Source organism: Massilia sp. ST3, from assembly GCF_018119405.1.
In the GTDB taxonomy this organism is placed as follows: Bacteria; Pseudomonadota; Gammaproteobacteria; order Burkholderiales; family Burkholderiaceae_D; genus Telluria.
Map to the genome: position 1 here is coordinate 1 of NZ_JAGPWC010000083.1, position 19,892 is coordinate 19,892.

Annotated in this window: 16 protein-coding genes and 1 pseudogene; 13 read left to right on the plus strand and 4 right to left on the minus strand. The window is 67.2% G+C overall.

Annotated features, from left to right (window positions below; translation table 11 throughout):
• Window positions 1-178 precede the first annotated feature (178 nt).
• Window positions 179-2,263: a prolyl oligopeptidase family protein gene (locus tag KBW98_RS20825; RefSeq protein ID WP_211522084.1), complete on the plus strand. Its 2,085-nt coding sequence runs from the start codon at window positions 179-181 to the stop codon at window positions 2,261-2,263.
• 141 nt (window positions 2,264-2,404) lie between these two features.
• Window positions 2,405-2,677 carry a DNA-binding transcriptional regulator gene (locus tag KBW98_RS20830; protein ID WP_211522085.1) on the plus strand — a complete coding sequence of 91 codons (273 nt, stop codon included), beginning with the start codon at window positions 2,405-2,407 and terminating at the stop codon, window positions 2,675-2,677.
• Here the strand turns inward: KBW98_RS20830 and KBW98_RS20835 are convergent.
• Window positions 2,652-3,392, minus strand: coding sequence for a LuxR family transcriptional regulator (locus KBW98_RS20835; protein ID WP_229429331.1), 741 nt, complete (start codon window positions 3,390-3,392; stop codon window positions 2,652-2,654). The two genes, KBW98_RS20830 and KBW98_RS20835, sit on opposite strands and share 26 nt — an antisense overlap.
• Window positions 3,393-3,756: 364 nt before the next feature.
• On the opposite strand from KBW98_RS20835, the gene KBW98_RS20840 reads away from it, so the two are divergent.
• On the plus strand, window positions 3,757-8,661 hold the full coding sequence (locus KBW98_RS20840) for a response regulator (protein WP_211522086.1): 4,905 nt from the start codon (window positions 3,757-3,759) through the stop codon (window positions 8,659-8,661).
• Window positions 8,661-9,503 (plus strand): CheR family methyltransferase, encoded by an 843-nt coding sequence (locus tag KBW98_RS20845; protein ID WP_229429332.1) that lies wholly within the window; start codon window positions 8,661-8,663, stop codon window positions 9,501-9,503. The genes KBW98_RS20840 and KBW98_RS20845 overlap by 1 nt, the downstream gene beginning before the upstream one ends.
• A gap of 94 nt (window positions 9,504-9,597) precedes the next feature.
• Here the strand turns inward: KBW98_RS20845 and glpD are convergent, their stop codons facing one another.
• Entirely contained in the window at window positions 9,598-11,142 is a 1,545-nt protein-coding gene (glpD, locus tag KBW98_RS20850) for a glycerol-3-phosphate dehydrogenase (protein WP_373888983.1), read from the minus strand.
• Window positions 11,143-11,333: 191 nt separating this feature from the next.
• Between glpD and KBW98_RS20855 the strand changes: the two genes are divergently transcribed.
• Both KBW98_RS20855 and KBW98_RS20860 read left to right on the plus strand, forming a co-directional pair.
• Window positions 11,334-11,933: a phosphohydrolase gene (locus tag KBW98_RS20855; protein WP_211522099.1), complete on the plus strand. Its 600-nt coding sequence runs from the start codon at window positions 11,334-11,336 to the stop codon at window positions 11,931-11,933.
• Complete coding sequence (locus KBW98_RS20860; protein WP_211522087.1) at window positions 11,908-12,738, plus strand: Sir2 family NAD-dependent protein deacetylase; 831 nt, start codon at window positions 11,908-11,910, stop codon at window positions 12,736-12,738. The genes KBW98_RS20855 and KBW98_RS20860 overlap by 26 nt, the downstream gene beginning before the upstream one ends.
• A gap of 295 nt (window positions 12,739-13,033) precedes the next feature.
• On the opposite strand, the gene KBW98_RS20865 is transcribed toward KBW98_RS20860, so the two are convergent.
• Both KBW98_RS20865 and KBW98_RS20870 read right to left on the minus strand, forming a co-directional pair.
• Complete coding sequence (locus tag KBW98_RS20865) at window positions 13,034-15,115, minus strand: ATP-dependent helicase (protein ID WP_211522088.1); 2,082 nt, start codon at window positions 15,113-15,115, stop codon at window positions 13,034-13,036.
• A gap of 393 nt (window positions 15,116-15,508) precedes the next feature.
• The gene (locus KBW98_RS20870; RefSeq protein WP_211522089.1) at window positions 15,509-15,721 is read right to left on the minus strand and encodes a hypothetical protein; all 213 of its coding nucleotides are present in this window, start codon (window positions 15,719-15,721) and stop codon (window positions 15,509-15,511) included.
• 168 nt (window positions 15,722-15,889) lie between these two features.
• Here KBW98_RS20870 and KBW98_RS20875 point away from each other — a divergent pair, with 168 nt between their 5' ends.
• The 7 genes and pseudogenes from KBW98_RS20875 to KBW98_RS20905 form a co-directional block, all read left to right on the plus strand.
• Window positions 15,890-16,066, plus strand: a complete 177-nt coding sequence (locus KBW98_RS20875; protein WP_211522090.1) for a hypothetical protein — start codon at window positions 15,890-15,892, stop codon at window positions 16,064-16,066.
• 36 nt (window positions 16,067-16,102) lie between these two features.
• Window positions 16,103-16,732 carry a chromate transporter gene (locus KBW98_RS20880; protein WP_211522091.1) on the plus strand — a complete coding sequence of 210 codons (630 nt, stop codon included), beginning with the start codon at window positions 16,103-16,105 and terminating at the stop codon, window positions 16,730-16,732.
• Window positions 16,729-17,316, plus strand: a complete 588-nt coding sequence (locus KBW98_RS20885) for a chromate transporter (RefSeq protein WP_211522092.1) — start codon at window positions 16,729-16,731, stop codon at window positions 17,314-17,316. Before KBW98_RS20880 ends, KBW98_RS20885 begins: the two co-directional genes overlap by 4 nt.
• 58 nt (window positions 17,317-17,374) lie before the next feature.
• The gene (fghA, locus tag KBW98_RS20890; protein WP_211522093.1) at window positions 17,375-18,217 is read left to right on the plus strand and encodes an S-formylglutathione hydrolase; all 843 of its coding nucleotides are present in this window, start codon (window positions 17,375-17,377) and stop codon (window positions 18,215-18,217) included.
• Between the two features lie 158 nt (window positions 18,218-18,375).
• Window positions 18,376-18,846: an Hsp20/alpha crystallin family protein gene (locus KBW98_RS20895; RefSeq protein ID WP_211522094.1), complete on the plus strand. Its 471-nt coding sequence runs from the start codon at window positions 18,376-18,378 to the stop codon at window positions 18,844-18,846.
• 142 nt (window positions 18,847-18,988) lie between these two features.
• A complete protein-coding gene (locus KBW98_RS20900) occupies window positions 18,989-19,690 on the plus strand; it encodes a phosphoribosyltransferase (protein WP_211522095.1) in 702 nt (233 codons plus the stop codon).
• A pseudogene (locus KBW98_RS20905) lies at window positions 19,687-19,892 on the plus strand (hypothetical protein); the annotation flags it as partial. The gene KBW98_RS20900 and the pseudogene KBW98_RS20905, both read left to right, overlap by 4 nt.

Sequence of the window (19,892 nt, forward strand, 5' to 3'; positions counted from 1 at the left end):
AGGCGCGCAGCACCGCTGCGGCGCGCGCGTCCACCCCGGCGGCTATCCGCCGCGGCGCGCGTGCTGCCTTCCCCGCCCTGTCTTGATCGCATCATGCTGTTCCCGCGGACGGTCCCGGCCCCCAAAAATTGCTAGTATAAGTGCCGCAGGTGACAAAGGCATAAGGAGAGAGGCTGTAATGCAACAGTTCGCTGAAGAAAAACCTGGCCTGCCGTCTACCGGAAACGCGGGGGATGCCGCGCAGGACGATCCTTACCGTTGGCTAGAAGACATCGATAGCGAGCAAGCCCTTGCCTGGGTCGCCGCGCGCAACGCCGAGTCCGAAGGCGAGCTCAAGGCACGGCCGGGCTTCGATGCATTGCGCGCGCGCCTGGCAGCGATCCTCGATTCCAGGGAAAAGATCCCCTACGCCAGCGTGCACGGCGGCCTGTGCTACAACTTCTGGCGCGACGCCGAACACGTGCGCGGCATCTGGCGCCGCACCACCCTGGCCCAGTACCGCCGCCCCGAGCCGGCATGGGAGACCCTGCTCGACCTGGACGAACTGGCAAGGGGCGAGGGCGAGAACTGGGTCTGGGCCGGCGTCACCTGGCTCGAGCCGCACGGCGACCGGGTGCTGGTGGCGCTGTCGCGCGGCGGCGGCGACGCGCACGAGCTGCGCGAATTCGACCTGGCAGCGCGCAGCTTCGTCGAGGGCGGCTTCTTCCTGCCCGAAGCCAAGAGCGACGTTGCCTGGATCGACCGCGACACCCTGTTCGTGGGCACCGACTTCGGCCCCGGCAGCCTGAGCGAATCGGGCTACCCGCGCATCGTCAAGGAATGGAAGCGCGGCACGCCGCTCGGCAGCGCCGTGACCGTGTACGAGGCCCGCCCCGGCGACCTGGCGGCGTCCGGGTACACGGACAGCACACCGGGCTACGAGCGCGAATTCATCCAGCGCCAGCTCGACTTCACCACCAGCGAACTGTTCCTGCGCCGCGGCGGCCGGCTGCTCCTGGTGCCCAAGCCGCTCGACGCCAATGCCTTCACGGTGCGCGACCAGCTCGTGATCGAGCTGCGCTCGGACTGGCAGCCAGGCGCCAGGCTGTATCCGCAAGGCGCGCTGCTGGCGACCGGCTTCGACGAGTTCATGGCGGGCGGCCTGGATTTCCAGTTGCTCTTCACACCGACGCCGGAAACCTCGCTCGACGGCGTCGCGGTGACCCGCAGCGCGCTGCTCCTGACCATCCTCGACAAGGTCAAGAACCGGGTCGTCGAACTGCGCCACGTGGACGGCGCCTGGCGGCGGCGCGAGGTCGCGGCCCCGGCCATGGGCGCGCTCGGCGTGGCGAGCCTTGACCCGGACGGTTCCGACGAATTCTTCCTGACCGTGACCGACTTCCTGCACCCGACCACGCTCTACCTGATGCGCGTCGGGATGGATGAGCTCGAGCCGCTCAAGGCGATGCCGGCCTTCTTCGACGCCCATCCCTACACGGTGGGCCAGCACGCGGCGCGCTCGAAGGACGGCACCATGGTCCCCTACTTTGTGGTGATGAACCGCGACACCCTGCCAAGCGGCCGCAACCCGACCCTGCTCTACGGCTACGGCGGCTTCGAAGTCTCGCTCAAGCCTTTCTACAGCGGCATGACGGGCGCGGCCTGGCTGGACGCGGGCGGCATCTATGTGCTGGCCAACATCCGCGGCGGCGGCGAGTTCGGCCCGCGCTGGCACCAGGCGGCCCTCAGGCAGCACCGCCAGCGCGCCTTCGACGATTTTCTCGCCGTGGCCGAGGACCTCATCGCGCGCGGCCTGACCAGCCCGCCGCATCTCGGCATCATGGGCGGCAGCAACGGCGGCCTGCTGGTGGGCGCCGCCTTCACCCAGCGCCCCGAACTGTTCGGCGCCGTGGTGTGCCAGGTGCCGCTGCTGGACATGCGCCGCTACCACGCACTGCTGGCCGGGCACTCGTGGATGAGCGAATACGGCGACCCCGACGACCCGGCCGAATGGTCCTGGCTGGCGCGCTATTCACCCTACCACCAGGTGTCCGCGGGGCAGCGCTATCCGCGCGTGCTGTTCACCAGCTCGACCCGCGACGACCGGGTCCATCCGGCCCACGCGCGCAAGATGGCGGCGCGCATGCTCGAGCAAGGCCACGACGTGCTGTACTGGGAGAATACCGAGGGCGGCCATGCCGGCGCGGCGGACAATGCGCAGACCGCGCGCATGCTCGCGCTGACCTATACCTTCCTGCTCGACGCGCTGTCGAAGCGGCCCTGAACCGGCTCGGAATTGGCCTCGAATTCGGCCCTGTTCCAGAGACCTGTTTCCACACTATCAGCTCTGCTAGGTGGCGACGGGGCCGGTCGGTGGAATACTTCTTCCTGTAGTGACTAACGAATCCTCAGGAAAGGAAGTACCATGGCAAATGATCTGATGTGCGACGCGCTGGCCGCAGAGCTTCAGGCCCAGCAGGTAGTACAGGCAGCCGGAGCGCTTCGCATGGCGCCCCACGAACTGCGTCGCCTTCGTATCAGCAAGCGCGAAAGCCAGGAAAAATTCTGGAGCCGCTTCGGCGTGACCCAGTCGAGCGGCAGCCGGTTCGAAACCGGCTTGGCGATTCCCGCCCCGGTCGCGATCCTGCTGCGCCTCTACATCAACGGCAAGCTCAACGATGGGGATCTTCAGGGCTGATCAAGCCCAGGGCGATCGCCTTCACCACCGCCTGCTGGCGGGTGTTGACGCCAAATTTTTGGCGCACATTCGCCAGGTGGAAGTTGACGGTCGCCTCGGAGCAGCTGGTAATGCGTGCGATTTCCCAGGATGACTTGCCAGCCGCCACCCATTGCAGCACTTCCAGTTCGCGCCGCGTCAAACGCGGAACACTACTTTCCTGACGGGTATCCTGAACCCGAAACTTCGCCGACGAGGCAAACGCATAATCGCGGATCAAGGACAGGCCGGGCAGCACCTCGGCCACCGATTTGCGGAATGCATCGTCCGGCTCCGCATCCGACGCGAAACTGAGCACCCCGAACTCACCCTGCGGTCCATGGACCGGCAGGGTGACGCCACTCCGGATCCCGAACTCGCTGGCCTCGTCGTACATCGCGCGCTGGGCCGGCTCGGTGAAGGTGGCCGGCTCCCACACGATCGGCAGGCTGCTGGTCATGCAATGCCCGACGGTCGGATCGACCTGGGCGAAGCCCTTGCGGTCGTAGCGCTCCCGCCATTCCGACGAATAATTACTTCGCAAGAAGGCGGAATCGAAGCGCGTGTGACGCGAATTCACCACGCCGTACAGCACCCGGTCGAAGCCCTGGCCACGCGCCAGCTTGAACAGCAGGTCGGACCAGGACAGGACGTCCCGGCAGTGCATCATGTCGGCAAGTGAGGCGGTATTGATCATGGGATGAGCCCAGTTAATATGCAACACCGCTATGCTAGTTGAGTTCACCCCCTTAAAGATTCACAGAAATTAACATCTGAAGAATAATTCTAAGACATGGCCCTACAACCTAAGGTTATTGTTGTAGTGGAGACACGACGAATCCACCAATCGTGCGCCATCCTCTCTATGAATTCGGTTACTCTCCGCCGGATTCACGTCTAGAAATTTCATTTTTGCAAGTTTTGTTTTGAGAACATTCCTTAACTCCACGGCAATACTTGACTTGGATATACACAAGAGTATCTTTTCACAGTTTGATTTGTAACAGTCGCAGGCCGCCTTACCTGCCGATCCCTCTCTTCTACGAAACAAGGATTTATCGATGAACAACATGACCGACATGGGCGAACAGTTGGACGTCAAGCTGCTGCTGAACACCCTGATGGCGCTGAAAAAGGGTGATTTCTCGGTGCGCATGCCGTCCGACTGGACGGGCGTGTCCGGCAAGATCGCCGATACGCTGAACGACATCATCGAAACCAAGCAGAAGATGGTCGAGACCGTGACCGAAGTGTCGCGCGTGGTCGGCCGCGAGGGCCACCTGACCCAGCGTGCGGACCTCCCGGGCGTGGTGGGCGGCTGGAGTACCATCATCAGCTCGGTCAACACCCTGATCGACGACCTGGTGCGCCCCACCACCGAGATGGCGCGCGTCATCGGCGCGGTGGCGAAGGGCGACCTGTCCCAGACCATGGCGCTGGAAGTCGACGGCCACCCGCTGAAGGGCCAGTACCTGCGCGCGGCGATGACCGCGAACACCATGGTGGAACAGCTGTCCTCCTTCTCCTCCGAAGTGACGCGCGTGGCGCGCGAGGTGGGTACCGAGGGCAAGCTGGGCGGCCAGGCGCAGGTGAAGGGGGTGGCGGGCACCTGGAAGGACTTGACCGACTCGGTGAACTCGATGGCGGGTAACCTGACGTCCCAGGTGCGTAACATCGCGGAGGTGACCACCGCGGTGGCGAACGGCGACTTGTCCAAGAAGATTACCGTGGACGTGCGCGGCGAGATCCTGCAGCTGAAGGACACCATCAACGTCATGGTGGACCAGCTGCGCTCCTTCGCTTCCGAGGTGACGCGCGTGGCGCGCGAGGTGGGTACCGAGGGTAAACTCGGCGGCCAGGCCTACGTGCCGGGTGTCGCGGGCACCTGGAAGGACTTGACCGACAACGTGAACTTCATGGCGTCCAACCTGACGGGCCAGGTGCGTAACATCGCGGCGGTGACGACCGCGGTGGCGAACGGCGACTTGTCCAAGAAGATTACCGTGGACGTGAAGGGCGAGATTCTCGAACTGAAGAACACGATTAACGTGATGGTGGACCAGCTGTCCTCCTTCGCATCCGAAGTGACGCGCGTGGCGCGCGAGGTGGGTACCGAGGGCAAACTGGGCGGCCAGGCGGTCGTGAAAGGCGTGGCGGGCACCTGGAAGGACTTGACCGACTCGGTGAACTCGATGGCGGGTAACCTGACCGGCCAGGTGCGTAACATCGCGGACGTGACCACCGCGGTGGCGAACGGCGACCTGTCCAAGAAAATTACCGTGGACGTGAAGGGCGAGATTCTCGAGCTGAAGAACACCATCAACGTGATGGTCGACCAGCTGAACTCCTTCGCATCGGAAGTGACGCGCGTGGCGCGCGAGGTGGGTACCGAGGGCCGCCTGGGCGGCCAGGCGAACGTGCCTGGCGTCGCAGGCACCTGGAAGGACTTGACCGACGGCGTGAACTCGATGGCGGGTAACCTGACCGGCCAGGTGCGTAACATCGCGGAGGTGACCACCGCGGTGGCGAACGGCGACCTGTCCAAGAAGATTACCGTGGACGTGAAGGGCGAGATTCTCGAGCTGAAGAACACCATTAACGTCATGGTGGACCAGCTGTCCTCGTTCGCATCCGAGGTGACCCGTGTGGCGCGTGAGGTGGGTACCGAAGGTAAACTCGGCGGCCAGGCCTACGTGCCCGGCGTCGGCGGCACCTGGAAGGACTTGACCGACAACGTGAACTTCATGGCGTCCAACCTGACGGGCCAGGTGCGTAACATCGCGGCGGTGACGACCGCGGTGGCGCGCGGCGACTTGTCCAAGAAGATCACCGTGGACGTGAAGGGCGAGATTCTCGAACTGAAGGACACCATCAACGTCATGGTGGACCAGCTGTCCTCCTTCGCATCCGAGGTGACGCGCGTCGCCCGTGAGGTGGGTACGGAAGGCAAGCTGGGCGGCCAGGCGAACGTGTCCGGCGTGGCGGGCACCTGGAAGGACTTGACCGAGAACGTCAACCAGCTGGCGGCGAACCTGACCAACCAGATGCGCGCGATCGGTGAAGTGGCGACCGCGGTGACCCGCGGCGACCTGTCGCGTTCGATCCAGGTGGAAGCGCGCGGCGAAGTGTCCTACCTGAAGGACAACATCAACGAGATGATCCGCAACCTGAAGGAGACCACGCAGAAGAACGCGCAGCAGGACTGGCTGAAGACCAACCTGGCGCGCTTCACCCGCCTGCTCCAGGGCCAGCGCGACCTGCAGGCCGTGACCAAGCTGATCCTGTCGGAACTGGCTCCGCTGGTCTCGGCCCACCACGGCGTGTTCTACATGATGGATTCGCAGGAATCCGATGCGCGCCTGCGCATGATCGCCAGCTACGGCTACCGTTCCAGCCGCAAGCTGCCGACCTCCTTCCTGCCGGGCGAAGGCCTGGTGGGCCAGTGCGCGCTGGAGAAGACCCGCATCTGGCTGACCGACGTGCCGCGCGACTACATCGTGGTGTCCTCGGGCCTGGGCTCGGCGCCGCCGAACAACATCGTGGTGCTGCCTATCCTGTTCGAACAGCAGGTCAAGGCGGTCATCGAGATCGCCTCGCTCGACCGCTTCACCGAAACCCACCTGTCCTTCCTCGACCAGCTGATGGAATCGATCGGCGTGGTGCTGAACACCATCGAGGCGAACAGCCGTACCGAGTCGCTGCTGACCCAGTCGCAGTCGCTGGCGCAGGAACTGCAGCAGACCAACCAGGAACTGGCGGAGAAGGCGCGCCTGCTGTCCGAGCAGAACATCGAGGTGGAACGCAAGAACCGCGAGGTGGAACAGGCCAAGCTGGCGCTGGAAGAAAAGGCGACCCAGCTGGCACTGTCCTCCAAATATAAGTCCGAGTTCCTGGCCAACATGTCGCACGAGCTCCGCACCCCGCTGAACTCGCTCCTGATCCTGGCCCAGCAGCTCTCGGACAACCCCGAGGGCAACCTGTCGGCGCGCCAGGTGGAATTCGCCAAGACCATCCACGGTTCGGGTTCCGACCTCTTGACCCTGATTAACGACATCCTCGACCTGTCGAAGATCGAATCCGGTACCGTCACCCTGGACGTGTCGGAGTACCGCTTCTCGAACCTGCGCAACTACGTGGACCGCACCTTCCGCCACATGGCGGAAGCCAAGCACCTCGGCTTCCAGGTGGAGCTGGCGGACAACCTGCCGACCGCCCTGATGACCGACACCACGCGCCTGCAGCAGGTCCTGAAGAACCTGCTGTCGAACGCGTTCAAGTTCACCAGCCACGGCAACGTCGCGCTGACCATCAGCCTGGTGGGCAGCGGCTGGACCGCCGACCACCCGAACCTGGTCCATGCCGACGCGGTGCTGGCCTTCTCGGTGCGCGATACCGGCGTCGGCATCCCGTCCGACAAGCTGCAGCTGATCTTCGAAGCCTTCCAGCAGGCCGACGGCTCGACCGCGCGCAAGTACGGCGGCACCGGCCTGGGCCTGTCGATCTCGCGCGAACTGGCGCGCCTGCTGGGCGGCGAGATCCGCGTGGAGTCGACCGTCAACGTCGGTTCGACCTTCACCCTCTACCTGCCCTACAACCGCGCCGGCTTCATCAACTACGAGCAGACCCGCCAGCCGCAGCCGGCCCGCCTGGCTCCGCCGCAGCAGCAGATGCAGGCGCCGCAGCTGCCGGCCGCGCAGGAACAGGCCGACATCAGCGCCGTCGAGGTGCTCGACGCCACCGGCGCGCTGGTCGAATATGCGTCCATGGCCGACGACCGCGGCCTGGTGACCCCGGGCGATCCTTCGGTGCTGATCGTCGAGGACGACGAGCGCTTCGCCAAGGTGCTGCTCGAATTCGCGCGCGAAAAGAACTTCAAGGGCATCGTCACCCACCGCGGCGACTCGGCGCTGTCGCTGGCGCGCGACTACCTGCCGTCGGCGATCCTGCTCGACATCGACCTGCCGGACATCGACGGCTTCACGGTGCTCGACCGCCTGAAGCGCGACCCGAGCACCCGCCACATCCCGGTGCACGTGATGTCCTCGCTGCGCGAGCGCGAGCGCGCGCTGCGCCAGGGCGCCATCTCCTACATCAACAAGCCGGTCGGCCGCGAGCAGCTGCAGGAGGAATTCAAGCGCATCCAGAAGTTCCTGATGGGCGGCAAGCGTTCGCTGCTGGTGGTGGAAGACGACATGGCCCAGCGCGAATCGATCGTGGCCCTGATCGGCAACACCGACATCCACATCGTCACCGTGGAAGACGGCAAGGGCGCGCTCGAAGCGCTGGAAAGCTCGCACTTCGACTGCATGGTGCTGGACCTGACCCTGCCGGACATCTCGGGCTTCGAGCTGATGGACAAGATCGGCAAGAACGAGCGCCTGCGCGACCTGCCGATCGTGATCTACACGGCCAAGGAACTGTCGCGCAGCGAAGTGACGAAGCTCAAGCGCTACGCCAAGACCATCGTGATCAAGGACGCCCGCTCGCCGGAGCGCCTGCTGGACGAGACGGCGCTGTTCCTGCACCGCTCGCAGGCCAGCCTGCCGGAGACCCAGCGCCGCATGCTGGAAGAGATCCACGCGGCCGACGGCGGCCTGGCGGGCCGCAAGGTCCTGATCGTCGACGATGACCTGCGCAACATCTTCGCCCTGTCCACCCTGCTGGAGCGCCAGCAGATGCAGGTGCTGTTCGCCGAGAACGGCCGCGACGGCATCGAGGTGCTGGAGAAGGACCCGAGCATCGAGATCGTCCTGATGGACATCATGATGCCGGAGATGGACGGCTACGACACGATGCGGGCGATCCGCCGCATTCCGAAGTTCCGTTCGCTGCCGATCATCACCCTGACCGCGAAGGCGATGAAGGGCGACCGCGACAAGTGCATCGCCGCGGGCGCCTCGGACTACATCACCAAGCCGGTGGATGTGGCCCAGCTGCTGTCGATGATGCGGGTTTGGCTGCACTGATGGATGCAATGACCGGTTTCGCCTCCCTGCAGGCGACCGAGGAGCTCGAGATCGAGCTGCTGCTGGAAGCCCTGTTCCAGCGCTTCGGTGTCGACTTCCGCGGCTACGACAGGCATCTGCTGCGCAGGAAGCTGCTGGCGCTGCTGCGCCAGCGTGGGCTGTCCACGGTGTCGGCCCTGCAGGAGAAGGTGCTGCACGAATCGGGCGCCGCGCTGGCCGTGGTGCGCACGCTGGCGGTGCCGAACGCGCCGCTCTTCGACCGTCCCGACTGGGTGCGGCGCCAGCGCATCGCCCTCGCCGACAGCCTGCGCCCCACCGCCCTGCCCAAGGTCTGGCTGGCCGAGCCGGCCGGCGTGGGCGAGGCCTGGACCATGGCCATCCTGCTTGCCGAGGAAAAGCTGTACGCCCGCACCGAAGTGTTCGCCACCCTGGCCAGCGACGAACTGCTGGCCGAGCTGCGCGACGCCACGCTGCCGGTGGCCCAGCTCGCCGAGTTCCAGGCGCAGTACGAGCAGAGCGGCGGCACGGGGCGGCTGGCCGACTACTTCGAAGTGGCGAGCGGCGAGGCCCGCCTGCTGCCGCGCCTGCGCGAGCGCATCACCTGGGCGCAGTACAGCCTGGTGACCGACGCCTCCTTCAACGAGTTCCACGCCATCGTCTGCTGCCGCGCCCTGGCCGATTTCGGGCCCGTGCTGCGCCAGCGTGTTTTAAGGCTGTTCCATGACAGCCTGGCGCTGTTCGGGGTGATGGGGATAGACCGCGAGCTGGGGGCGACGGATGCGTTCGCGGAGGATTACCAGCGGGTGTTCGAGGATGGGGCTTGGTATAAGCGGGTGAGGTAGCTACTGCATTCGCGGGCCACGTTCCGCTCCTTTTCCATGCGTCCTATGCACGTCGTTCCGGCGAAGGCCGGAACGACGTTGCTTTATTGTGCGGTCATGCCGGCTCCAGCGTTTTACTCCCCTGCTCGGCCATCCACGCCCCCACCTTCTCCGCCGCCCCCGGCGCCAGGTGCAGCCCCAGCTTGGTGCGCCGCCACAGCACATCGGCCGCCGTCATCGCCCACTCCTCGCGCATCAGGTAGCGCAGCTCCGCTTCGTACAGGCCGCTCACCACCTCCGTCCCCAGGTCCTCCAGGCAGCCCGCCCCGCCCAGCATGCTTTCCACCCGCGTGCCGTAGGCGCGCGCATAGCGCAGCGCCAGAGGCGCCGGCAGCCAGGGGTGGCGGCGCTGCAGGGCCGATACCCAGCGGTCGAACTCCAGCACCGCGCGGCTTTCCGGCAGCGGCCCGAACAGGTCCCCGCCCGGCAGCACCGCCCCCGCGGTCCAGGCCGGGGCCGCGCAACCGAGTGCCGGCGCCATCCAGTCCATCGCCTGCTCGGCCAGCTTGCGGTAGGTCGTGATCTTCCCGCCCAGCACCGACAGCAGCGGCGGCCCGGCGGCGTCCTGCTCCAGGTAGTAGTCGCGGGTGGCGGCAGCCGCGCTGTGCGCCTCGTCTTCCAGGATCGGGCGCACGCCGGAATAGCTCCACACCACATCCTCGGGCGCGAGCTCGCGCCGGAAGTAGCGGTTGGCCAGCTCGCACAGGTAGCGCTTTTCCTGCACGCCGATGGCGGCTTCGCCCGGGTCGCCCTCGTAGTCGACGTCGGTGGTGCCGATCAGGGTGAAGGCGCCCTCGTAGGGAATGGCGAATACCACCCGCCCGTCAGGATGCTGGAACAGGTAGGCGCAGGAATGGTCGAACAGGCGCGGCACCACGATGTGGCTGCCCTTGATCAGGCGCAGCTTGCGGTGCGGAGCGGCGGCATTGGCCTGGTGCGCCAGCCGCCCGGCCCAGGGCCCGGCCGCATTGACCAGGCCGCGCGCCCTCACCCTGGTCGCGACGCCGTCCGCCACCAGGGTGGCGTCCCAGTGGTCGGCGCGGCGCAGCAGCTCGCTGCACAGGGTGCGCGGCAGGACGGTGGCGCCATGCTCGCGGGCGTCGAGCGCGTTCAGCACGACCAGCCGCGCGTCGTCCACCCAGCCGTCGGAATACACGAAGGCGCGCGTGAACTGGGGCTTGAGCGGCTGCCCGGCGCGGTGCGCGCCCAGCTCCACGCTCTCGGAGCCCGGCAGGAATTCGCGCCGCGCCAGGCGGTCGTAGAGGAAGAGCCCGGCGCGGATCAGCCAGGCGGGGCGCTGGCCGGCGTCGTGCGGCATCACGAAGCGCAGCGGGCGCATGATATGGGGCGCGCTGCGCAGCAGCGTTTCGCGTTCCATCAGGGCCTTGCGCACCAGGCCGAACTCGCGGTGCTCCAGGTAGCGCAGGCCGCCGTGGATCAGCTTGCTCGACGAGGAGGACGTGTGCGCGCCCAGGTCGTCCTTCTCGCACAGCAGCACCTTCAACCCGCGCCCGGCCGCATCGCGCGCGATGCCCACGCCGTTGATGCCGCCGCCCACGACCAGCAGGTCGCAGTCGACCGTCTTGTCCATTCCGCCCATGCCGCCTCCTCCACACGCGTCCGCACGCCTGATCCAGGCCAGTGTAGGAAGCTGGCGTGGAGACGGTGTTTGCCTGGATCAATTATGCGGAGTTTGGCGGCCGCCGTGTGTAAAATCGCCACATGCACAATGTCAAGCAAGCGGCCGCGCAACAAGCTCCAGCTCCAGTGAATACCCGCGCCTGGGTCCGCATGCCTTCCGGCCGCCGGCTCGACCTGCTCGACCCCACCCCCTTCGACTGGGACGACGCCGACCTGGCCCTGGGCCTGGCGCGCACCTACCGCTGGGGAGGCCATTCGGCCTGGCCCCTGCCGCTCTCGGTGGCCCAGCATTCGATCACGGTGATGCTGCTGCGCCGCGCCGCCGGTCCGGTCTCGCCGCTGGAGGAATTGCGCGAACTGCTGCACGACGCCGAGGAGGGCCTGCTCGGCTTCGACGCGATCTCGGTCATCAAGCCCTTCCTGGGCGAAGCCTTCCGCGACCTGACCCGGCGGTTGGAGCACGCGGTGTTCCTGCGCTACGGCCTGCCGGCCTGGGAGGCGCGCGCGCACGCGGCGCACAAGCGCGCCGACCGGCTGGCGGCAGCCACCGAGGCGGTACACGTGGCAGGCTGGTCGATCGAGGAAGTGCGGCGCACCCTCAAGATCCGCGCCGCCGTGCTGGACGCGGACCCGCTCGCGCTTCACTACGGCTGCACGCCCTGGGAACCCTGGCCGCCCGCCCTGGCGAGCGAGCGCTTCCTGGCCGAACTGGAGCGGCTCAAGCATGCCGTCCAACTCGCCCCCGCTTGACGGCATCGAACGCGCCGCCGCCCTGCTCAAGGAGGCGGACGGTCTCCTGATCGCCGCCGGCGCCGGGATCGGCGTCGATTCCGGCTTGCCGGACTTTCGCGGCACGAGCGGCTTCTGGCGCGCCTATCCGGCGCTTGCCCGGCGCAGGCTGCCCTTTCACGAGGTCGCTTGCCCCGACACCTTTGCATCCGACCCGCGCCTGGCCTGGGGCTTCTATGGCCACCGCCTTGACCTGTACCGGCGCACCCGGCCGCACGGAGGCTTCGCGATCCTGCACGCGTTCGGCGAGCGCATGGCGCACGGCAGTTTCGTCTTTACCAGCAATGTCGACGGCCAGTTCCAGCAGGCCGGGTTCGCCGAGGACCGCATCGCCGAATGCCACGGCTCGATCCACCACCTGCAATGCACCCGTCCCTGCTGCGGCGCGACCTGGCCGGCGGACGGCTTCGTGCCGGAGGTCGACGCCGCGCAATGCCTGCTCACCTCGGCCCTGCCCCTTTGTCCGCGCTGCGGCGCGCTGGCCCGGCCCAACATCCTGATGTTCGGCGACGGCGCCTGGATCGGCGCGCGCACCGAACAGCAATACAGGCGCCTGGATGCATGGCGCAGCAGGGTGGGACGGCTGGCGGTGATCGAACTGGGCGCCGGCACCGCCATCCCATCGGTGCGCCGCTGCGCTGAGACGCAGGGCGTCCCCGTCATCCGCGTCAATCCGCGCGAAGCGGAGGTAGCCGATGGGGTGTCATTGGCGATGGGAGCGCTCGCGGCGATGCAAGCCCTGGCCCAGGCGACAGATTTGATCTAACGCAAACATCAGCGCTAAGTGGCTGATTCTATTCAATCTTTCACCCTATCCACAAGAATTGTGGATAAGTATGTGGAAAAGCGGCACTTGACAAGCCGCAAGGTCAGTATTGGTGCGGGTTTCAACAAAATGCCCGTTCTACAGGCAAAAAATATCCCCAGTAAAATCAATTACTTGCACAACGGCCACTTCCACGCCTTGCCCTCACTGCGGCGAAGTCCTACAAAAGTGCGAGCCGGGGGATAAGTCGGCTTCCCCGTTCCGACTTCGGCCTTCATCGTGCCGTCATCTTGCGTCATTTCCACGCGTTCCTGGCGCGCTCCCGCACGAGCATGCGAACGCTCTCCGGAACCGGCCCGCGCACCTCGCGCCGGTCGGCATCGACCCAGGCGCACTCCTCGAAATGCTTGAGCATGGCCGGGGTGACGAAGCGGGTGCGCGCCGCATACACGTGGCGGTCGCCCATCTGCGACTGCTGCTTGATGAAGAAGCGGTTCGGCACCACCAGGTGCAGGTTTTCCTTGGCGCGCGTCATCGCCACGTAGAGCAGGCGGCGCTCCTCCTCGATGTCGTCCTGGCTGCCGGTGCTCATGTCCGAGGGAATGCAGCCATCCACCACGTTCAGCACGTGCACCGACTTCCATTCCTGGCCCTTGGCCGAATGGATGGTCGACAGGATCACGTAGTCCTCGTCCAGCAGGGGCGGCCCGGCGCGGTCGCTGGTGGCCTCGGGCGGGTCGAGCGTGATCTCGGCCAGGAAGCTTTCGCGGCTGCCATGGCCGCCGGCCAGCGCCGCCAGCTGTTCGACGTCGGCGGCGCGCACATGGGCGTCGTCGTGCATGCGCTCGAGGTGCGGCAGGTACCACTCCTTGACCAGCTCGATGTCGGCCGGCCAGCGCAGGCCGGGCGTGCGCAGGCGCCGGTACAGGGCCAGGAAGGCGTCCCAGTCTTCCTTGCTGCGCGCCGGCACGGCGAAGGCTTCGCAGGCCGCGACCGGGTCGGTGCTCTCGCCCACCGCGTCCAGCAGGCGCGAGGCGGTGGCCGGGCCGATCCCCGGGATGAGCTGGGCCACGCGGAAGCCCGCCATGCGCCCGCTCGGGTTCTGGGCGAAGCGCAACACCGCCAGCACGTCCTTGATGTGCGCCGCTTCCAGGAACTTCAGGCCGCCGAACTTCACGAAGGGGATGTTGCGGCGCATGAGTTCCAGCTCCAGCGCCGCGCTGTGGCTGGCGGCCCGGAACAGCACCGCCTGCTGGGTCAGGGCGACGCCCGCTTCGCGCTGTTCGAGGATGCGCTTGCAGACCCAGCGCGCCTGCTCGGCCTCGTCGGGAATCAGGACCAGCTGCGGCTTCATGCTCGAGGCCTTGTCGGTCCACAGGGTCTTGGCGTGGCGTTCCAGGGCGCCGGCAATGACCGCGTTCGAGGCGTCCAGGATCGGCTGGGTGGAACGGTAGTTGCGCTCCAGGGTGATCAGGTGGGCCGGCTGGCTGAACTGCTGCGGAAAGTCGAGGATGTTGCGCACCGTCGCCCCGCGGAAGGCATAGATCGACTGGGCGTCGTCGCCCACCACCATCACACCCCGCCCGTCCGGCTTCATGCCGGTGAGGACCGATGCTTGCAGGCGATTCGTGTCCTGGTACTCATCCACGAGCACATGGTCGAACAGCGCCCCCAGTTCCGGCCCCAGCTCCGGGTCGGCCGCCATCTCGGCCCAGAACAGCAGCAGGTCGTCGTAGTCCAGCACGTTCTGCTCCTGCTTGGCGTCGACATAGGCGCCGAACAGGGTCTTGAGCTGGGCTTCCCATTCGCTGCACCAGGGGAAGAAGGCCTGCAGCACTTCGTCGAGCGGCGCGCGGCTGTTGACCACCCGCGAGTAGATCGACAGGCAGGTGCCTTTCAGGGGAAAGCGCTTCTCGGTCTGCGACAGGCCGATCTCGTGGCGCACCATGCCCATCAGGTCCTCGGAATCGCCGCGGTCGTGGATGGTGAAGGAGTCGTCCAGGCCGATGCGTCCGGCGAACTGGCGCAGCAGGCGCGCGCCCACGGCGTGGAAGGTGCCGGCCCAGGGCAGGTCCACCTGGACCTGGCTGCCGGACTTGCCCAGCAGGCGCTGCAGCACGCCGCCGGCGCGCCGCGTCATCTCGCTGGCGGCGCGGCGCGAAAAGGTCAGCAGCAGGATGCGCTGGGGATCGGCGCCGGCCTGGATCAGGCGCGCCACCCGGTGCGCCAGGGTATTGGTCTTGCCCGAGCCGGCGCCCGCCACCACCAGCAGCGGGCGCGGCTGCGCCACGCCGATATCGTGCTCGACCGCCGCGCGCTGCTCGGGATTGAGCGCGGCGAAGGGATCGTCTTGGGCGGGGGTGAGGACGGCGGACATGATGCTCTGAGGCTGGAAAATGCCATACTGTACATTTATCCAGTCCTGTTGGGCAAGTGGAAAGCGCAAGACGCTTTCGCGGCAGAAAAAACGGCGCCGCCCCGTGCTGAGGCTTTACTTGCACAAGGCGAGCTAAGTCTTGGAAAAATAAAAACTTTTCCGGATATCCACAAAGTCTGTGGAAAACACTGTGGAAAAACAGGGGCTTGACACGCCGGATGCGGCCCAGGATGCGGGTTTCAACAATTTGCCTATTGGGAAGGCACTGTGGTTAACCCCGAAAATCAAGGGTTTACACAAGCCTGTTGCGGTTTTGATAGCCTCACTTACAAAATTAACCACACACAATTTATGTGCATAACCAGCATGGCAGAAAGTGCGCGAATCGGCAAATCATGCCGCCGCGCGCCGCCCCGGATCGAGCAGCACGCGCTCGATGACCTGGGGCTGGACCGCATGGCGCTTGAGGAACTCGAGCGCGGCGAGCGTGCCGCAGTCGCGCAGCAGCGCAAGGCCGCGTGCGACGACGTCGCGCTGGAGCAGGTCGCGCCGCAAGTCGGGCGTGGCGGAGGGGACGGAACCCGGTTCGCTGGGGCTGGGGCGCATGCGGGCCTCCATGAGGGGTGGGATTGCGCCCACGATTATTCCGCATCCTCCCATGAAGTCAATATCACACCCTTATCACCCGCCACGGACGCGGGCCGCGCTGCGTTGCGCCGCCCCGCGCCGCTCCTGCCTACAATCGCAGCACCACTTCACCCGAGCGAGGCCGCCATGAGCATGCATCCCGATCCCGACCTGAATCCCGGCGACGAAGCCGAACCCGGCACCCCCGGCGCCGGCGAGGACATCTGCGAAGCCTGCGCCGGCACCGGCCGCCTGGGCGACGGCAAGTCCTGTCCCGAGTGCGGCGGCAGCGGCCGCGTCATGCGCGGGATCGGCGGCGGCTGAAAGCCTGGCGAAAGCTGGGCGTGCAATAATGGCTGGATGACCGTTTCACCATCTGCCGCCCCGCCCTCCGCTTCTCCTGTGCCCGAATCCGCATCCGGGCACGGCGCCGGCCCCGACCGGCCCCGTCCCGCCTCGCTGACCGCCCTCTTCATCGCCTTCACCCTGCTGGCCCTGCAGGGTTTCGGCGGGGTGCTCGCCGTGGTCCAGCGCGAGGTGGTCGAGCGCCGCCGCTGGCTCAGCAACGAGGAATTCATCGAGGACTGGGCCGTGGCCCAGATCATGCCGGGGCCGAACGTGGTCAACCTGGCGATGATGCTCGGCGCGCGCTGGTTCGGCCTGGCCGGGGCGCTGACGGCGCTGGCCGGCCTGCTGGCGGTGCCGCTGGTCGTGGTCCTGCTGCTGGCCCTGGTGCATGCGCGCTTCGCCGGCAATCCCCACGTGGCCGGCGCCCTGCGCGGCATGGCCGCCGTCTCGGCCGGCCTGATCGCCGCCACCGGCTTGCGCATGGCCGCCACCCTGGCGCGCAATCCGGTGCCGCTCGTCCTTGGCGCCGGCATCGCCGCCAGCGCCTTCGTGCTGCTGGCCTGGGTGCGGGTGCCGCTGAGCTGGGTCCTGTTCCCGCTGGGCGGCCTCGGCTGCCTGCTGGCCTGGCGGAAGCTGCGATGAGCACCCACCAGATCGTGCTCGGCTGGCAGGACTGGCTCGACCTGTTCGGCCACTACCTGATGCTGTCCCTGATGTCGCTGGGCGGCGCGATCTCGACCTCGAGCGAGATGCACCGCTACCTGGTGGAGCAGCAGGGCTGGCTGACCCAGGCCCAGTTCAACGAAGCGATCGCCCTGGCCCAGGCGGCGCCCGGGCCGAACGTGCTGTTCGTGGCCCTGATGGGCTGGCACGTGGGCCTCAACGCCGGCAGCACCGCCGCCGCCATCCTCGGCGTGGCGACCACCATGATCGGCATCATGCTGCCCTCCACCATTTTCACCTACCAGGTGGCGCAATGGGGCCACCGCAACCGCGAGCTGCGCGCGGTGCGCGCCTTCAAGCAGGGCATGGGACCGCTGGTGATCGGCATGCTGCTCTCGACCGCCTGGCTGCTGGCGGCCTCCGGCGGCAGCGGCGCCGGCGTCGCCAACTGGCCGCTGTGGCTGCTGGCGGCGGGCACCTGCATGGTGGTCTGGCGCACCCGCATCCACCTGCTCTGGCTGCTGGGCGCGGGGGCCGTGCTGGGCGCTTTCAGGCTGGTGTAGTTGGCACCGCCGGGGAGGACACGGCATACTGGCGCCATCCTCCACTTCCGTGTCCGCCATGCTCGAACTCCTCTCCGAACACGCCTGTTTTGGCGGCGTGCAGCGCTTCTACCGCCACGCTTCCAGCGCCATCGGCCTGCCGATGCGCTTTTCCGTCTACCTGCCGCCCGGCCACGAAGGCAGGCGGCTGCCGGTGCTGTTCTACCTGGCCGGCCTGACCTGCACCGAAGAGACCTTCATGATCAAGGCCGGCGCCCAGCGCGTGGCGGCCGAGGAAGGCCTGATCCTGGTGGCGCCCGATACCAGCCCGCGCGGGGCCGGCGTGGCCGGCGAGACCGACTCCTGGGACTTCGGCGCGGGCGCCGGCTTCTACGTCGACGCCACCGAGGGCGAGTGGGCGCGCCACTACCGCATGTACAGCTACATCCTGGAGCTGCGCGAAGTGGTGCTGGCCGAGCTGCCGGCCGACCCTCGCCGCGCCGGCATCTTCGGCCATTCGATGGGCGGCCACGGCGCGCTGGTGATGGCCTTGCGCAACCCTACCCTGTTCCGCTCGGTGTCGGCCTTCGCGCCGATCGCCGCGCCCAGCCACTGCCCATGGGGCAGGAAGGCCTTCGGCGGCTATCTTGGCCCGGACACGGCTGCCTGGGAAGCCTACGACGCCAGCGCCCTGATGGCCGGCATGTCCGAGGCGCCCTTCCCCGGCGGCATCCTGGTCGACCAGGGCCTGGCAGACAAGTTCCTTGATGAACAGCTGCTGCCGCAAGCCTTCGAGGAAGCCTGCGCCAGCGCCGGCCAGCCGCTCGCGCTGCGCCGCCATCCGGGCTACGACCACGGCTATTACTTCATCCAGAGCTTCGTCGCCGACCACCTGCGCTTCCACCGCCGCCAGCTCGGCTGAGCACCTGTTCCGGCGCCCTGCCGGGACCGCCGCACGCCCCGTCTCCAGCGGCCGGGCGCTTGCGGCTCGCACCGCTTGAAACTTGCCTGCCCCTGCCCTATAAAGAAAGTGCCGGCATTGCCGGCAACTCCATCTGTCCAACCGAATCGGAGGCCATCATGAATCTCGTCAGGAGAAGCGGTTCGCCGCTGCAGGCCTACCGTCCGGGCTCGGTCGAGGACCAGTTCGGCCGGATGGTCGAGACCATGTTCGAGGACTTCTTCGCGCCGCTCGCGCAAGGCGGGCGCTGGAGCGAGGAAGGCGCCCTCACCCCGCGCGTCAACGTCGCCGAAACCGACAAGACCTATGAAGTGCAGGCCGACCTGCCCGGCGTCGCCAAGGAGGACGTCAAGGTCAGTATCGACGGCGCGCGCGTACAGATCGAGGCGGAATGCCGTCAGGCAAACGAACGCCGCGAGGGCGAAACGGTGGTGTATGCTGAACGTACCGCACGCAAGTTCATGCGCAGCTTCACCCTGCCGCTGGAAGTCGACGACACGACCGCGCAGGCCAGGCTCGAGAACGGCGTCCTTCAGTTGTCCCTGCCGAAAAAACAGGGCAGCGAGGCGCGCCGCCTGACCATCCAGTAAGCGCCTGGCGCCACTCACGGGCCACCGCCGGGTGGTCCGCAAGACCGCGTTGCGGCGTAAGCCGCAGTCGACGCGGTCTTTGTTTTTTTCGCGGTGCGGCGTAGTGCAGTCGACGCGGTCTTTGTTTTTCAGGACGCGCAGCATGGAACACGAGGGCTTCAGCGACCGCGCGCACGCGGGCAGGCAGCTGGCGAGCAGGCTCAAGCAGTATGCGGGCAGGCAGACGCTGGTGCTGGCGCTGCCGCGCGGCGGGGTGCCGGTGGCCTTCCCCGTCGCCGAGGCCCTGCATGCCGAGCTCGACCTGATGCTGGTGCGCAAGCTCGGCCTGCCCGGGCAGGAGGAATTCGCCATGGGCGCCATCGCCGGCGGCGGCGTGCGCGTCCTGCAGCCCGGCGTGCCCGGGCTGATGGGCGTCACGCAGGAACAGGTGGACGCCGTGACGCGGCGCGAGGAGCAGGAACTGGCGCGGCGCGAACGGCGCTACCGGGGCGCGCGGCCCCAGCCCGCGCTGCAAGGCCGCATCGTGATCCTGGTCGACGACGGGATCGCGACCGGGGCGACGATGGCGGCGGCGGTCGAGGTGGCGCGCCGCCAGCGCCCGAGCCGGCTGGTGGTGGCCGCGCCGGTGGGCGCGCCCGATACCGTCGCCGCGCTGGAGGAACAGGTCGACGAGGTGGTATGCCTGGTGACGCCGCCGCGCTTTCGCGCGGTGGGCCAGTGGTACCGCAGGTTCGACCAGACGACCGACGAGGAAGTACAGGATCTGCTGGCGCAGGCCTGGGCGGCGACGCCCGGCCAGGAAGGCAAGCGCCGGCCCCAACCCAATCGAGAGGAGCCGACATGAAACAGATCAAGACCGACAACCGGATGGAACTGGGCGACATGGGCAAATGGATCGGCGCGGCCGCCGCCGGCGCCCTCTTGATGTATGTGTTCGACCCCGAACGCGGGCGCGCACGGCGCGCCTATGCCGCCGATGCGGTGCGCGACGCCGGCCATCATGCCGGCGACGCCGTCGGCAGCGCCCTGCGCATCGCGGCCGACCG